Source organism: Pseudarthrobacter leeuwenhoeki (assembly GCF_055412885.1).
On sequence record NZ_JBVAYY010000001.1, the window covers coordinates 117,395 to 132,148 of the forward strand.

Below are 14,754 nucleotides of genomic sequence, written 5' to 3' on the forward strand. Positions count from 1 at the left end.
CCGCCCGCCGCGGATCCGCTCTACTGGGGAACACCCTGAACTGCCCCTGAGTGACCCCCGGTTAGGGCTGAAAACAGGTCCGGGGAACCCTGATCCATGTTTGGATTGAAGCATGACAACCGCCGCTTCCCGCCCGCCGCTGGTCCGCGGCAGCGACCGGGTGATTGCCGGGGTCTGCGCCGGCCTCGCCCGGCACCTGGGCTGGCCGGTGCGCATGGTCCGCCTTGGCATGGCGGTGGCCGCGCTCGCCGGGGGCGCCGGTGTCGCCTTCTATGCCTGGCTCTGGATCATGGTTCCCACCGCGGACGAAAGCGCCAAACGCAATACCCGCCAGCCGGCGTCGCCGATTGCCCCGGCGGTCAGCGCGCCGTTCGCGGCTGCCGGCGCCGAGCCATACGCGGCCACCCTCACCGCGGCCACGTTCCCAGCGCAGTCCTCCGCCGCGGGCGCCGCAGCACCGGGAACACCGGCCGCACCGGCAGGAGAAGGTCCTGCCGGTTCCTGGTGGAGCACGGTCACCGGCATGCGCTACGGCAAGGAGATTCTGCTCGGGGCGGGTCTGCTTCTGGCTGCCGGCATCCTGATCGCCCGCATGCTGGGTATTGATGTTCCGCTCGGGACGCTCATCCCGGTAACTGCCATCCTGGGCGGCGCGGCCATCGCCTGGATGCAGCTGGACGAGACCCGCCGGGCCGGCCTCGTGGAGCAGACCAAAGCGGACCAGGCCGGTGGCTGGGCCCGTCTTGCGGCCGGGCTGGCCCTGGTGGTGACCGGTGTCCTGGTGATGGTGTCCGGCTCCGGGTCCTGGGAACAGACCTGGCTTGCCCTGCTGTCCTCGGTGGCGGTTCTCGGCGGCGTGGCCCTGGTCCTCCTGCCCTGGGGGCTGAAATTCTGGCGGGACCTGGAGGCGGAGCGGGCCGGACGGGTCCGCGCGACCGAACGGGCCGAGATCGCCGCCCACCTGCACGACTCCGTGCTGCAGACGCTGGCCCTGATCCAGCGCCGCGCCGGCAACGAGTCCGACGTCGTCCGCCTTGCCCGCGCCCAGGAGCGCGAGCTGCGGGGCTGGCTGTACCGGGATCCGGGCCAGGAAGCCGGTCAACTGTCCGAGGGCCTCAAGACCGCGGCAGCGGAAGTGGAGGACTCCCTCGGGCGCGCCGTCGAGGTGGTCACGGTGGGCGACTGCGCCATGACCGAACGCCACGAGGCACTGGTCCAGGCCGCCCGTGAGGCCATGCTGAACGCGGCCCGGCACGGCGGCGGCGCCGTGTCGGTGTACCTGGAAGTCACCGACGGCGCGGCGGAGGTCTTCGTGAAGGACCGCGGTCCCGGCTTCGATCCGCACGCTGTCCCCGCTGACCGGCTGGGAGTCCGCGAGTCGATTATCGGCCGGATGAACCGCCACGGCGGCACCGCCACCATCAACAGCACCCGGGACGGCACCGAGGTGCGGCTCAGGCTGCCCCTGTCAGCGGGAGCACCCGCCGGGGCCGCCGCCACGACCAGCGACGGAGAGGCAAGACTGTGAGCAGCACCGAAGCGGGGAGCCCGGCCCCGGGGATCCGGGTGGTGATCGTGGACGACCACGCCATCTTCCGGTCCGGCCTGAAGGCGGACCTGGACCCGGACATCGTCGTGGCGGGCGAGGCCGGTACGGTGGAAGACGCCGTCGCCGTGATCGCTGCCGTGCGTCCCGACGTCGTGCTCCTGGATGTCCACCTGCCGGGCGGACTCGGCGGCGGCGGACGCGAAGTGCTGGCCGGGTCCGTGCCCCTGCTGGGCAGCACCCGGTTTCTGGCCCTCAGCGTCTCGGACGCGGCCGAGGACGTCGTTTCCGTGATCCGGGCCGGGGCCCGCGGCTACGTCACCAAGACCATCTCGGGAGCGGAGATTTCCGACGCCGTCCGCCGCGTCGCCGGCGGGGACGCCGTCTTCTCGCCCCGGCTGGCCGGTTTTGTGCTGGACGCCTTCGGGACCGCCCCGGCGGACATAGCCGACGACGAGCTGGACAGGCTGTCCGCCCGCGAACTCGAGGTGATGCGGCTCATCGCGCGCGGCTACAGCTACAAGGAAGTCGCCAAGGAGCTGTTCATCTCGATCAAGACCGTGGAGACCCACGTCTCGGCAGTGCTGCGCAAACTCCAGCTTTCCAGCCGGCACGAACTTACCCGCTGGGCCGCCGAACGCCGTCTCCTCTAGCCAAGGATGCGCTATCACTTAGGGTCCTTATCGCGCTGGAATAAGGACTCTAAGTGATAGCGCATCGGGGGTTTTGGGCTGCTACTTCGCCTTGCCGAGGAAGTCCTGCAGCCTGGCGACGCCGGTGGCGAGGTCCTCGTCGCCCAGCGCGTAGGAGAGGCGCAGGTAGCCGGAGGGGCCAAACGCCTCGCCCGGAACCACGGCTACTTCGACCTCATCCAGGATCAGGGTGGCCAGCTCCGCCGACGTCGACGGCCGGACGGGACCCCTCGCGGACGGGAACTCCTTGCCCAGCAGGGCGCGGACGTCAGGGTAGACGTAGAACGCGCCCTCCGGCGTCGGGCATTCAACGCCCTCGATGGCATTCAGTCCGGCCACGATGGCCTGGCGGCGGCGGTCGAAGGCGACTTTCATCTCGTCGACGGCGGTCAGCGGCCCGGACACTGCGGCGAGGGCAGCCATCTGCGGGATGTTCGAGACGTTGGATGTGGCGTGCGACTGGAGGTTGGTGGCGGCCTTGATGACGTCGGCCGGACCGATCATCCAGCCCACGCGCCAGCCGGTCATGGCATAGGTCTTCGCAACACCGTTGAGGATGACCACTTTGTCGCCCAGCTCCGGGACGGCCGTGGCAATCGAGGTAAAGGGCACGCCGTCGTAGGTCAGGTGCTCATAGATCTCATCCGTGACCACCCACAGGCCCTTGGCGGCGGCCCACTGGCCGATTTCCCTGACCTGCTCCGGCGAGTACACGGCGCCGGTGGGGTTGGAGGGGGAGACGAAGAGCAGGATCTTGGTGCGGTCCGTGAGGGCGGCCTCAAGCTGCTCCACGGTGACCAGGTATCCCTGCTCCGGTCCGGCGAAGACCTCGACCGGCACGCCTCCCGCGAGCCGGATGGCCTCCGGGTAGGTGGTCCAGAACGGCGTGGGGAGAATGACCTCATCGCCCGGATCGAGCAGCGTGGCGAAGGTGTTGTACACGGCCTGCTTGCCGCCATTGGTGACCAGCACCTGGGCCGCATCCGCCTTGTAGCCGGAATCCCGGAACGTCTTGTCTGCGATGGCCTGCTTCAGCTCCGGCAGGCCGCCTGCCGGCGAATAGCGGTGGTACTTGGGCTGGCTGGCGGCTTCGATGGCTGCCTGCACGATGTAATCGGGGGTCGGGAAGTCCGGCTCGCCGGCGCCGAAGCCGATGACTGGGCGGCCGGCTGCCTTCAACGCCTTCGCTTTGGCATCGACAGCCAACGTGGCGGATTCGGCTATGGCGGAAATACGCTGTGAAATGCGGGCGGCAGTCATCGCGGGTCCATTCTTCGCTAGCAGCTTCGGTAGCTGTTGGTGGGATTCGACGGACCCTACTCTATGCTGTTCACCGGATCGTCCGCGGTGCCGGCGTTTAAATATGACTGCAGATTGGTCCGATGGTTTTCGCAGCTGGTTTATCGTCTCGTTTTTTCGGTGGTTTATCGGTGGTTGTGCGGTGTTTTCTCGGTGAGACGGGAGGGCCCGGCAGGGCCGGTTCGACGTAGGCGCAGTTGTTGCGTAGACTAGATTTCCGGTGTTGAAAACACGATGATGGTCTGTGCCTCAGGAAAGTCTGGGGAAACTGGCCGGAACTGGTTTTCGCTCCATAGGGTAGTGGCGCAATTGGTAGCGCAGCGGTCTCCAAAACCGCAGGTTGCAGGTTCGAGTCCTGTCTGCCCTGCGCAAGCTGTTCCGGTTTATCCGGAACAAGCGCAGCACCCATGGTTCAGTTCAGAGCCGGGTATCCGACATTGCGAGGATGAGTGAGGACCAGGTGACCGAAACAGCTGCAAGCAGCTCCAGTGGCCGCCCCGCCAAGAATGCCCCCAAGGCAGGCTTGTTCTCTCGAATCGCGCTCTTCGTCCGCCAGGTCATCGGCGAACTGAAGAAGGTCGTTGCACCGACCCGCAAGGAACTGATCAACTACACCCTCGTGGTGCTGGTGTTCGTGGTCATCATGATGGTCATCGTCACCCTGCTGGATCTGGCCTTCGGGACCGCAGTGGGCTGGGTCTTCGGCGGCACGGGCCCCACGGACAGCTAAGACGACCGGTCCGCAGACTGCGTGGATCACCACCGGGATTCCGGAGGTTCCGCGGGGTGTGCGGAATTGAGTCATTTAAATAGGCATGTTAGGCAATGAGGAAGCAGGAGACCAAGTGTCTGAGCAGGAGCTCGAGGTAACTGAGACTGAGCTGGATAAGAGCCAGGACGCCGCGGTGGAAGCCGGGGAAGAGTCCGAGGCTGTGTCTGCTGCGCCCGAATCCGACGTCGCCGACGAGGCCGTTGACACGGCAGCGGCCGCCGCTGACGAGTCCGCCGAGGCAGAGGCCGAGGGAGACACCGTCGCCGGCGAAGAGGCAGCCGACGGCGAGTCGACTGACGCTCTGGCCGCTGCTGCAGCCGCCGCCGAGGTCGATCCGGCCGACGAGTTCAAGGCCAAGCTGCGCCGCCAGGAAGGTGACTGGTACGTCATCCACTCCTACGCCGGCTACGAGAACCGCGTTAAGGCCAACCTTGAAACCCGCATCCAGACCCTGGACATGGAAGATTACATCTTCGAAATCCAGGTTCCGATGGAGGAAGTCGTTGAGATCAAGAATGCTCAGCGCAAGGTCATCAACCGCGTCCGCATCCCCGGTTACGTCCTGGTCCGCATGGACCTGACGGATGCCTCCTGGGGCGCCGTGCGCCACACCCCCGGCGTCACCGGCTTCGTGGGCAACGCCCACAACCCGGTCCCGCTGCGCCTCGACGAGGTCTTCTCCATGCTCGCCCCGGTCTTCGAGGAAGAGCAGGCCGAGAAGGGCAAACCGGTCAAGCACGCCGCCGCGCAGATCGACATCGACTTCGAGGTTGGCGAGTCCGTCATCGTCAAGGAAGGTCCCTTCGAGACCCTTCCGGCCACGATCTCGGAAATCAAGGTGGACTCCCAGACCCTCGTGGTGCTGGTCTCCATCTTCGAACGCGAGACCCCGGTCACGCTGTCCTTCAACCAGGTCAGCAAGATCTAGTCATCCCCACAGAATTCGCCCCGGACTGCCCGCTTTAGCGGCCTGGGGCGGCCGGCCGCCTCGCCATGGCGGCCAACAACCTGAGGCACGCTCCTGTGTCCCAGAACGTAATTGAGAGAAGGACCCTACATTGGCTCCCAAGAAGAAGGTCACCGGCCTCATCAAGCTGCAGATCCAGGCAGGTGCCGCTAACCCGGCCCCGCCGATCGGTCCTGCGCTTGGCCAGCACGGTGTCAACATCATGGAATTCTGCAAGGCGTACAACGCTGCGACGGAAGCCCAGCGCGGCAACGTTATTCCGGTTGAAATCACGGTCTACGAGGACCGTTCATTCACGTTCATCACCAAGACCCCGCCGGCTGCAGAGCTCATCAAAAAGGCTGCAGGCGTCGCCAAGGGTTCGCCTACCCCGCACACCGTCAAGGTTGCCAAGCTGACCCAGGCCCAGGTCAACGAGATCGCCACCACCAAGATGGAAGACCTCAACGCCACCAGCCTGGAAGGCGCCGCGAAGATCATCGCCGGCACCGCCCGTTCCATGGGTATCACCGTCGAAGGCTAATAGCCTTCCCCGCCGGGCAACCGGCACCACCTAAACATTGAGATGTTGGAAATCCGGTACGGACAAACCGTTCGGAGTTCCAACTGTGGCAGGGCCCAGCGCGGTCCGCAGACCACAACTGCACAAGGAGAAATAAGCAGCATGGCAAAGCGCAGCAAAGCATATGAGGCAGCCGCAGCCAAGATCGACGCGGAGAAGTTCTACGCGCCGTTCGAGGCAGTGACGCTGGCCAAGGACACCAACCCGTCCAAGTTCGACGCCACCGTTGAGGTTGCTTTCCGCCTGGGTGTAGACCCGCGTAAGGCTGACCAGATGGTCCGCGGCACCGTTATCCTGCCGCACGGCACCGGTAAGACCGCCCGCGTCCTGGTTTTCGCAACGGGCGACAAGGCTGAGGCAGCAATCGCAGCCGGCGCCGACTTCGTTGGTTCCGATGACCTGATCGAAAAGATCGCAGCCGGCTGGACCGACTTCGACGCCGCCGTCGCCACCCCTGACCTCATGGGCAAGGTTGGCCGCCTCGGTAAGGTCCTGGGCCCGCGCAACCTGATGCCGAACCCGAAGACCGGCACCGTGACCGCTGACGTCGCCAAGGCCGTCAACGACATCAAGGGCGGCAAGATCGACTTCCGCGTCGACAAGCACTCGAACCTGCACTTCATCATCGGCAAGGTTTCCTTCGACGCCCTTAAGCTGGCCGAGAACTACGCAGTAGCTCTGGAAGAGGTCCTGCGCCTCAAGCCGTCCGCTTCCAAGGGCCGCTACATCCAGAAGGCCACCGTCGCCACCACCTTTGGCCCGGGCATCTCGGTTGACCCCAACGTCACCAAGGTCCTGACCGAGGTCTAAGCTTCACCTGGTTCACAGCACAGCAGAAAAGACCGTCCCGCATCCGCGGGGCGGTCTTTTCCGCGTTCCGGGGCACCGGATACGCTGTCCCGGTGACTGCAGTGCCGTACCGGATCGAACGCCTACTCCTTCCTGACACCCTCGATTCCCCTGACGCCGGGGACTTCCTCGAGTTCAGTAAACTCAGCGACGCCCTGGTGCTGGAGACCTGGGGGAACCTGGACCGCGCCACCCCGCCGGGGGCCCGGCTCCGGTATTGGAGGGACGACGCCTACCAACGCATGCAGCTTTTCTTCGTCCGTTTCGGGGGCCGGATGGTGGCGCGGTCCTGGCTCCGCTGCGAGCTACAGGACAACCTGGGCAGGGCGCTCATCCATGTGGACGTCCTGAACGACTTCACAGGCCGCGGGACCGGACGGGCCCTGCTGGCCCACGCCGAGGCACTGGCGGCCGCGGACCGCCGCAACGTCCTGATGAGCTTCACCGAGCACCCCGCCGGCTTCGACGCCCAGAGCCCGGATCTCCTCCGGCCCGCCACCGGGACCGGCGCGCTGCCGGCGACCGCGCGCGCGGTCCGGTTCGCACAGCAAGCGGGATACCAGCTGGAACAGGTGGAGCGGTTCAGCTCCCTCGCCATGCCGCCGGCTCCGGGACTGCTGGACGCCCTGGAACGGGAGGCGCTGGCCAGGGCGGAACCCTACGAGCTTCTCACCTGGACCGGCCATTGCCCGGAGGAGTACGTGGAGCAGCTGGCCGTGCTGATGTCCCGGATGAGCACGGACGCGCCGACGGGCGGGCTCAGCTATGACGCAGAGAGCTGGGACGTCGCCCGCGTCCGGCACGTTGAGGACACCTGGAAGCAGGCCGGAACCATCTCACTGGTAACCGCCGCACGGCACCGCGGCAGAAATGAACTGGCGGCGTACTCCGTGCTTGAACTGGCGCCCGGCAAACCGTGGCTGGCGGACCAGGACGACACGCTGGTGGCCGCCAGCCACCGCGGGCACCGCCTGGGCATGCTCGTCAAAATCCGAAACCTCCGCCGCCTGCTCGCCGAATACCCGGCGGTGGAACGCGTCAACACGTTCAACGCCGAGGAGAACGATCACATGCTCAGCATCAACGTGGCGCTCGGATTCCGCCCCGCCGGCTACGACGGCGAGTGGCAGCGGACCGTGACGCTGCCGGCCGGGAGGCCTAGCGGGCCCTACGCAGGTCACTGATGGAACGCCGGCGCAAACCGGCATATGCTGACGGTGGATCCCTGCTATTGCAGGAAATCCGGTACCCGTAGATGGCAGAACACCTGGGGATGGCGCCCGTTATGGCAAATGACGTACGGATTGAACAGCTGTGGATCCCCGATTCGCTGGACGGGCCGGACGCCGCCGACTTCATAGCCGCCGTCGAAGTGGGCCGCAAGGTGCGCATGCAAACCTGGGGCAGCGACGATCTCGCCTACGCGCCGCAGGAGAAACTGCTGGAACTGGCGGACCCCTACGAGCGCCAGGTGATTCTCGTGGCCAAAATCGGCGGGGAGATCGTCGGCACCGTTGATATCGCGCTGCCTCTCTCTGAGAACCTCGACCTGGCCGAATTCGATCTGGACGTCCTGCCGGAGTTCCAGGGCCGGGGCGTCGGCCGGCAACTGCTCGAGGCCGCGGAGCACCTCGCACGCGAGGAGGGCCGTCACACCATCCTGATCGACACGAACCATCCGAGCTCCTCGCTGGTGGACAGCGAAGCCGGCCAGCTGGTGCCCGGCGCCGGCGTCGGCTTCGTGCCGATGAACAGCCGGGAAGTGGAGTTCGCCCGTCACAGCGGCTACACGCTCCAGCACATCGAACAATTCAGTGCCTGTGCGCTGCCGCTGGACAGCGGGCTCGTGGAGGAGCTGCAGACCGAGGCCGAGGACGCCAACTCCGGCCGATACCGCCTGCACCACTGGACGGACCGGTGCCCGCAGAAGTGGCTTGAGGCGGTCGCGACGCTGGAAAACAGTGCGGGCGAAGACGGCGTTCCCGGCGTCGACGACTCGGACATGGTGTTCGACGGCGGCATCCTCCGTGAGGCGGAAGACGCCGCCATCGCGCAGGGCCGCCGGACGGTGGTCACCGCCGTCGAACACCTCGCCAGCGGTGAACTCGTTGGCCTGACAACTATCAGCGTCCTCGCAATGCGCCCCGATGTCGTGTTCCAGGACGACACCGTGGTCCTGCGCGAGCACCGCGGCAACAAGCTGGGCCTGCTGATCAAGGTCTCGAACATGGAGCGGCTCTCCGAGCAGTTTCCGGATGCCCGGGTCCTCTACACCTGGAACGCACCCGAAAACCGGTACCTGCTCAAGGTCAACCTGCAGCTGGGGTTCGCGACTGCCGGCGTGACCGGGATCTGGCAAAAGGAGCTCCCGGACTTCAGCCCCAGCATCAGCTGAACCGCACCCCGCGGGCACCGATTTGGAGCACACGCCAGGCTCGCGTACGCTGGGAGGACCAAAGACCGTCGGTTGTTGGAAATCCACTCTCCCAAGCAAGACTCACTTCTGCAGTCGCGCCGGGAGAGCCAGTGGATCTCCAGACGAAGGACCCTGAACATAGGGCGGCCGGCGCAGGTGAACGAAGCAAAGCTCCGCAGTCATGGACTGCGTCGAGACAAGCCCCGGGCATCTGCGCGGGGCGTTTTTAGTTTTTAGCTCTTTTGAGCGGGGACCGGGAAACACCGGCACTATCCCCGGAAGGAGGGTTATGGCAACGCCTAGCAAGGTTTCAGCAGTAGCTGAGATCACTAACGATTTCAAGGAATCGAACGCCGCTGTCCTGACCGAATACCGTGGGCTCACCGTTGCACAGCTCAAGCAGCTGCGTGTCTCTCTCGGCCAGGACACCAAGTTCTCGGTCGTCAAGAACACCCTGACCGCTATTGCAGCCAAGGAAGCCGGTGTCGAAGCATTCGACGGCCAGCTCTCCGGCCCCACTGCAATCGCGTTCATCAAGGGTGACGCAGTTGCCGCTGCCAAGAGCCTGACGGATTTTGCCAAGACCAACAAGCAGCTGGTTATCAAGACCGGTTACTTCGAGGGCAAGGCACTGAACGCCAGCGAAGTTGCTGCCCTGGCAGCACTCGAGTCCCGCGAGCTGCAGCTCGCCAAGGTTGCAGGCATCCTCAAGGCTCCTGCTGCCGCCGCTGTCCGCATCATCGACGCGCTGCGCCTCAAGCTTGAAGAAGAGAACGGTGCAACGGCTGAAGCCGAAGCGCCCGCCGCTGACGAAGCTCCGGCCGACGCAGCAGCTGAAGCTCCGGCTGATGCCGCCGCTGAAGCTCCGGCCGACGCCGCAGCCCCCGAAGAGAACTAACTCTCTAAACCAGACTCCGGTGCGAAGGCACGGCTCCGGCCGCCAAGCACCACTATAGGAAGGACGCCACACCATGGCGAAGCTCACCAACGAAGAGCTCATTGCAGCTTTCAAGGAACTGACCATCATCGAGCTCTCTGAGTTCGTTACGCTCTTCGAAGAGACCTTCGAAGTTACGGCTGCTGCTGTTGCAGTTGCTGGCCCCGCCGCCGGCCCCGCCGAAGAAGAAGAGCAGACCGCATTCGACGTCATCCTGGAGCACCCGGGCGACAAGAAGATTGCAGTCATCAAGGAAGTTCGCGCGATCACTTCCCTGGGCCTCAAGGAAGCAAAGGACGTTGTTGACAGCGCTCCGAAGGCCATCCTCGAAGGTGTCACCAAGGAAGCTGCCGAGAAGGCTGTTGCACAGCTCGAAGAAGCCGGCGCCCGCGTTACCCTCAAGTAACTCGCCGCTTCACGAACCGTCCGGGAACCCCGCGTTCCCGTTCTGCTCCGGGAAACCCCGTCCACTCCGGTGGGCGGGGTTTCCTGCGTTCGGGCCGGAAACCAACGGAACATGAATTCCTAAAAAAGGACTGCTGATTCTCTGTTCTCCCGGGCAGGCAGGCCCCTAGACTTTGGCTTTGTGCCAACAGGCCGCCAACGTTGAGGAGCTCACACAATGACCGACCCCACCACTGCGCTCACCCGCCGCGCCATGCTGACCGCGGCCCTCGTCGGGGGCGGCGCTGCCGCGGCGGCCCTGGCCGGGGCCCCGGCTGCCCAAGCGGTTAGCCCATCCCCGGGCAAGGGCGGGAAGCCGTTCACTCTGACGGTGCTTGGCACCACCGACCTGCATAACAATGTCTTCAACTGGGACTACTTCAAGAACACGGCCTACGCCGACAGGGCAGGAAACAAGATCGGCATCGCCCAGGCGGCCACCCTGATCAAGGCGATGCGGGCCGAGCGCGGAGCGGCCAACACGCTGACCATCGACGCCGGCGACACCATCCAGGGGACGCCCCTGGCCTACTACTTCGCCAAGATCAACCCCGTTTCCGCCACGGTCAAGCACCCGATGGCGCTTGCCATGAATGCGGTGGGGTACGACGCCGTCGGCCTCGGAAACCACGAATTCAACTACGGCATCACGCTGCTGCGCACCTGGGAAAGCCAGCTCGACTTCCCCCTGCTTGGCGCCAACGTCCACGACGCCGTCACCGGCCGGCGCGCCTTCCGCCCCTACGTCCTCAAGCGCGTCAAGACGGGCAACGGCTGGGTCACCGTGGGCCTGGTCGGCTTTGTGACCCCTGGCTGCGCCCTGTGGGACCGGGACAACGTCCAGGGCAAGCTGGACTTCAACGGCATCGTCGAGGAAGCCAAAGTCGTCATCCCGCAGCTGAAGGCCGCCGGAGCCGACATTGTCATCGTCACGAGCCACTCGGGCGCGACGCCGGGTTCCTCCTACGGCGACGCCCTGCCGTTCCCGGAGAACGCCTCCACCCAGCTGGCGGAAGAGGTTCCCGGGATCGACGCCATCCTGGTCGGCCACGCCCACCAGGAGATCCCGGAACGCTTCGTGACCAACAAGGCGACCGGCAGGCAGGTGCTCCTGACCGAACCGCTCAAGTGGGGCATGCGCGTCTCCGTGATGGACCTGGAACTGGTCCGGGAGAAGGGCCGGTGGACCGTCACGTCGGCGCACTCGCACCTGCTGGACGCCAAGACGGTCGACGCAGACCCCGCCGTCGTGCGTGCCGTCCAGTCCGGGCACGAGGAGACGGTGAAGTATGTCAACAAGGTGATCGGCACCTGCACCGCCCCGCTGAGTACGGCCACCGCCTGCTGGGAGGACTCGGCCGCGATTGACGCGATCAACTACGTCCAGGCCAGCACCATTAAGGCCGAACTGGCCAACGGGCCGGCCTCCGCGCTGCCCGTCCTCTCCATCGCGGCGGCTTTCTCCCGCGCCGTGGACGTCAAGGCCGGGCCGCTGACCATCCGTGACGTGGCCGGGCTCTACATCTTCGACAACACGCTGCTGTCCATCAAGGTCACCGGCGCGCAGGTCAAGGATTACCTGGAATGGTCCGCGCAGTACTTCAAGCCGGTTTTCAGCACCACCGCCCGCGCCTCCGATGTCACCAACGCCGTCACCGCGACGGCCCCGGGCGGGACACCGGACTACAACTACGACGTCGTCTACGGCCTTGACGCCCCGCTGAACTACGAGATTGACCTCGCGAAGCCGGTGGGGGAGCGCATCACCGGGCTCAGCTACGGCGCTGGGGCACTGCGCATGGACCAGGAGTTCGCGCTGGCCATCAACAACTACCGGCAGAGCGGCGGCGGCAACTTCCCCGCAGTGAAGACGGCCCCGGTCCTATCCAACAGCCAGCAGGAAATCCGGCAGCGGATCATCGACCACGTAGTGGCCAAGGGAACACTCGACGTGGCCGTGTTCAGCCAGGACAACTGGCGGCTCACCGTCAACGGTGCGGCACTGACCGTCACCGCCTAACCCCCAGCCAACAGCAACGCGGGGTCACTTACGGCCCATCCCGGGCGTCGGGACGGGCCGTAAGTGACCCCGCGTTGTTTTTGTTAACCCGGGGGAGGAGTTAACCCGCCCGGGCTAAATCCGGTTGGGGGGCGGGTCCGGGTGGGCGGTCAGTTGGGTTCGGAGATATCCGCGACGACGGCGGCGAGGGCGGCGGTCAGGGCGTCGGCCTCGACGAAGGCGCTGAAGCCGTGCTCCCCGGCACCCATGGAAATCCTGCGCCCGGTGATGGTCCGGTCCGCGTACACCGGCCAGGCCGTGGTGCTTCCGAGCGGGGTGATCGTACCGCGCTCGTAGCCCGTGGCGGCCAGGGCAACGTCCGCCGCCGGAAGGGACAGCTTGTTCACCCCGACCAGCGCGCGGAGCTTGGGCCACGAGATTTGCCGGTCGCCCGGAATCAGGGCGAACAGGAAACTGCCGTTCTTGTGTTTGACCACCAGGGACTTCACGATATCTCCGGGCTGGATCCCCAGGACCCGGGCCGCGTCAGCCAGACTGTTCGCGGCAAGGCGCTCCACAACCTGGACGCTGAGGCCGCGGGCGGCGGCGTCAGCCAGGAACCGCTCACCGCCACCACCGGCGGCGCCACCACCGGTGGCGCCACCACCTGCCGGGCCCTGCCCGGGAATCACGGGGTCCGGCATGGCGCTCAGTCGCGGTAGAGCAGGAGCGCTTCGCCCTGGCCGCCGCCGCCGCAGAGGGACACCGCGGCCTTGCCGGCGCCGCGCCGTTTCAGCTCGTGCGCCGCGTGCAGGGCAAGCCGGGCACCGGAGGCGCCGATCGGGTGGCCCATGGCGATCGCGCCGCCGTGGATGTTGCACTTCTCCAGCGGGTAGTCGAGGTCTTTGAGCGACTGGACGGCAACGGAGCCGAAAGCCTCGTTGATCTCGATGAAGTCCAGGTCCGCGGCGGACCAGCCGGCCTTGTCCAGTGCGCACTTGATGGCGTTGGAGGGCTGGGAGTGCAGCGAGTTGTCCGGACCGGCCACCTGCCCGGGTTTCCCGACGACGGCGAGATACTCCAGCCCGTTGTCTTCGGCAAACTTCCGCGAGGACAGCACGAGGGCGGAGGCGCCGTCGGACAGGGGAGAGGAGTTGCCGGCGGTGATGGTGCCGTCCGTGGCGAACGCCGCCCGCAGCCCGGCCAGCGAACTGACGGTCGTGTCCGGCCGGGTGCCTTCATCCGCGGCCAGGATGACCGGGTCCCCCTTGCGCTGCTTCACGCTGATCGGCGCGATTTCGCCGTCGAACACACCGTCCTTGGCGGCCCGGGCGGCGCGCTGGTGGGACGCAGCCGCCACCTCGTCCTGGGAGGTGCGGTCGATGCCGAGCGTGAGGTTCTTGGTCTCGGTGGACAGGCCCATGGACTGCCCGTCGAAGGCGTCGGTCAGGCCGTCATGGGCGGCGACGTCGAGCGCCTGCATGGAGCCGTAGGTCCAGCCCTGCCGGGAGCCGGGGAGGAGGTGCGGCGCGCGGGTCATCGACTCCTGGCCGCCGGCGACGACGACGGTGGCGTCGCCGCTGCGGATCATCCGCGCCGCATCGATCACCGCAGTCAGCCCGGACAGGCAGACCTTGTTGATGGTCACGGTGGGCACGTTCCAGCCGATGCCGGCGCCGATGGCGCTCTGGCGCGCGGGGTTCTGGCCTGCCCCGGCCTGCAGCACTTGGCCCATGATCACCGAGTCCACTTGTTCGGCCTTCGCTCCGCTGGCGGCAAGGGCTGCGCGGATGGCATGCGCGCCGAGCTCCACGGCCGTGAAGCTGGAGAGCTGCCCGTTGAGGCGTCCCTGGGGCGTGCGGGCGGCGGCGAGGATGACAACATCATTGTTGTCTGCAGAGTTGCTCATAGTTTTCTCTTCCGATCTTGATCGATGTACAGCAAGGCTATCTCGACCCCAGTCGCGGAGCCATCCGTCTCCCTAACCGCCGGCGAAGCAGCACCGCGATCCGCGGGAGTTATACCCGATCCGGGGGCCCGGGCCAGTGCTTGCAATCCCGGACGAAGTGGGGTAGACAAGTAGGTTGCTTTGCCGTATCGTAGAGATTTGCGTCTTCCCTGTTTACCTTCAGCCTTCATATAGCGGTGGGCTTAGCCTGGCAGCTGGGCCATCAATGTGCCGTCAACAACGGCACCAGCATGTTCAGCGCGGGTCCCGGGTCATATAGCGGAACCGGATTGGTAGCACTGCGGAGTCACTCCGCAGGGTTC

General features: G+C 66.0%; 14 protein-coding genes and 1 tRNA gene. 12 read left to right on the forward strand and 3 right to left on the reverse strand.

Going from position 1 to position 14,754, the window contains the following annotated elements:
- The first annotated feature begins 112 nt into the window (after positions 1–112).
- Positions 113–1,528 carry an ATP-binding protein gene (locus tag ACZYX4_RS00625; protein WP_463872950.1) on the forward strand — a complete coding sequence of 472 codons (1,416 nt, stop codon included), beginning with the start codon at positions 113–115 and terminating at the stop codon, positions 1,526–1,528.
- Positions 1,525–2,199, forward strand: a complete 675-nt coding sequence (locus ACZYX4_RS00630; protein WP_463872952.1) for a LuxR C-terminal-related transcriptional regulator — start codon at positions 1,525–1,527, stop codon at positions 2,197–2,199. Before ACZYX4_RS00625 ends, ACZYX4_RS00630 begins: the two co-directional genes overlap by 4 nt.
- A gap of 81 nt (positions 2,200–2,280) precedes the next feature.
- Here ACZYX4_RS00630 and ACZYX4_RS00635 read toward each other — a convergent pair whose 3' ends face one another.
- A complete protein-coding gene (locus ACZYX4_RS00635) occupies positions 2,281–3,498 on the reverse strand; it encodes a pyridoxal phosphate-dependent aminotransferase (RefSeq protein WP_463872953.1) in 1,218 nt (405 codons plus the stop codon).
- A gap of 333 nt (positions 3,499–3,831) precedes the next feature.
- Here ACZYX4_RS00635 and ACZYX4_RS00640 point away from each other — a divergent pair.
- From ACZYX4_RS00640 to ACZYX4_RS00685, 10 genes are all read left to right on the forward strand, one after another.
- Positions 3,832–3,904, forward strand: a tRNA-Trp gene (locus tag ACZYX4_RS00640).
- Between the two features lie 78 nt (positions 3,905–3,982).
- Positions 3,983–4,267 carry a preprotein translocase subunit SecE gene (gene secE, locus ACZYX4_RS00645; protein ID WP_463872955.1) on the forward strand — a complete coding sequence of 95 codons (285 nt, stop codon included), beginning with the start codon at positions 3,983–3,985 and terminating at the stop codon, positions 4,265–4,267.
- A 115-nt stretch (positions 4,268–4,382) separates the two neighbouring features.
- A complete protein-coding gene (gene nusG / locus ACZYX4_RS00650) occupies positions 4,383–5,237 on the forward strand; it encodes a transcription termination/antitermination protein NusG (protein WP_463872957.1) in 855 nt (284 codons plus the stop codon).
- 130 nt (positions 5,238–5,367) lie between these two features.
- The gene (gene rplK / locus ACZYX4_RS00655) at positions 5,368–5,799 is read left to right on the forward strand and encodes a 50S ribosomal protein L11 (protein WP_024365990.1); all 432 of its coding nucleotides are present in this window, start codon (positions 5,368–5,370) and stop codon (positions 5,797–5,799) included.
- Between the two features lie 141 nt (positions 5,800–5,940).
- On the forward strand, positions 5,941–6,648 hold the full coding sequence (gene rplA / locus ACZYX4_RS00660; RefSeq protein WP_463872958.1) for a 50S ribosomal protein L1: 708 nt from the start codon (positions 5,941–5,943) through the stop codon (positions 6,646–6,648).
- A 92-nt stretch (positions 6,649–6,740) separates the two neighbouring features.
- The gene (locus tag ACZYX4_RS00665) at positions 6,741–7,871 is read left to right on the forward strand and encodes a GNAT family N-acetyltransferase (protein ID WP_463872960.1); all 1,131 of its coding nucleotides are present in this window, start codon (positions 6,741–6,743) and stop codon (positions 7,869–7,871) included.
- Positions 7,872–7,972: 101 nt separating this feature from the next.
- Complete coding sequence (locus ACZYX4_RS00670) at positions 7,973–9,082, forward strand: GNAT family N-acetyltransferase (protein WP_463872962.1); 1,110 nt, start codon at positions 7,973–7,975, stop codon at positions 9,080–9,082.
- A 310-nt stretch (positions 9,083–9,392) separates the two neighbouring features.
- Entirely contained in the window at positions 9,393–10,001 is a 609-nt protein-coding gene (gene rplJ, locus ACZYX4_RS00675; RefSeq protein ID WP_463872963.1) for a 50S ribosomal protein L10, read from the forward strand.
- Positions 10,002–10,074: 73 nt separating this feature from the next.
- Positions 10,075–10,446 (forward strand): 50S ribosomal protein L7/L12, encoded by a 372-nt coding sequence (rplL, locus tag ACZYX4_RS00680; protein ID WP_463872965.1) that lies wholly within the window; start codon positions 10,075–10,077, stop codon positions 10,444–10,446.
- A 216-nt stretch (positions 10,447–10,662) separates the two neighbouring features.
- Positions 10,663–12,504, forward strand: coding sequence for a bifunctional metallophosphatase/5'-nucleotidase (locus ACZYX4_RS00685; RefSeq protein WP_463872967.1), 1,842 nt, complete (start codon positions 10,663–10,665; stop codon positions 12,502–12,504).
- A 149-nt stretch (positions 12,505–12,653) separates the two neighbouring features.
- Here the strand turns inward: ACZYX4_RS00685 and ACZYX4_RS00690 are convergent, their stop codons facing one another.
- Positions 12,654–13,187 carry an aminoacyl-tRNA deacylase gene (locus ACZYX4_RS00690; protein WP_463872969.1) on the reverse strand — a complete coding sequence of 178 codons (534 nt, stop codon included), beginning with the start codon at positions 13,185–13,187 and terminating at the stop codon, positions 12,654–12,656.
- A 5-nt stretch (positions 13,188–13,192) separates the two neighbouring features.
- Entirely contained in the window at positions 13,193–14,392 is a 1,200-nt protein-coding gene (locus ACZYX4_RS00695; protein WP_463872970.1) for an acetyl-CoA C-acetyltransferase, read from the reverse strand.
- Between the last annotated feature and the right edge of the window lie 362 nt (positions 14,393–14,754).

Coding starts and splice junctions, on each gene's coding strand:
- ACZYX4_RS00625 (WP_463872950.1), top strand. CDS start 113: ATGACAACCGCCGCTTCCCGCCCGCCGCTGGTCCGCGGCAGCGACCGG.
- ACZYX4_RS00635 (WP_463872953.1), bottom strand. CDS start 3,498: ATGACTGCCGCCCGCATTTCACAGCGTATTTCCGCCATAGCCGAATCC.
- secE (WP_463872955.1), top strand. CDS start 3,983: ATGAGTGAGGACCAGGTGACCGAAACAGCTGCAAGCAGCTCCAGTGGC.
- rplA (WP_463872958.1), top strand. CDS start 5,941: ATGGCAAAGCGCAGCAAAGCATATGAGGCAGCCGCAGCCAAGATCGAC.
- ACZYX4_RS00670 (WP_463872962.1), top strand. CDS start 7,973: ATGGCAAATGACGTACGGATTGAACAGCTGTGGATCCCCGATTCGCTG.
- rplJ (WP_463872963.1), top strand. CDS start 9,393: ATGGCAACGCCTAGCAAGGTTTCAGCAGTAGCTGAGATCACTAACGAT.
- rplL (WP_463872965.1), top strand. CDS start 10,075: ATGGCGAAGCTCACCAACGAAGAGCTCATTGCAGCTTTCAAGGAACTG.
- ACZYX4_RS00685 (WP_463872967.1), top strand. CDS start 10,663: ATGACCGACCCCACCACTGCGCTCACCCGCCGCGCCATGCTGACCGCG.
- ACZYX4_RS00690 (WP_463872969.1), bottom strand. CDS start 13,187: ATGCCGGACCCCGTGATTCCCGGGCAGGGCCCGGCAGGTGGTGGCGCC.
- ACZYX4_RS00695 (WP_463872970.1), bottom strand. CDS start 14,392: ATGAGCAACTCTGCAGACAACAATGATGTTGTCATCCTCGCCGCCGCC.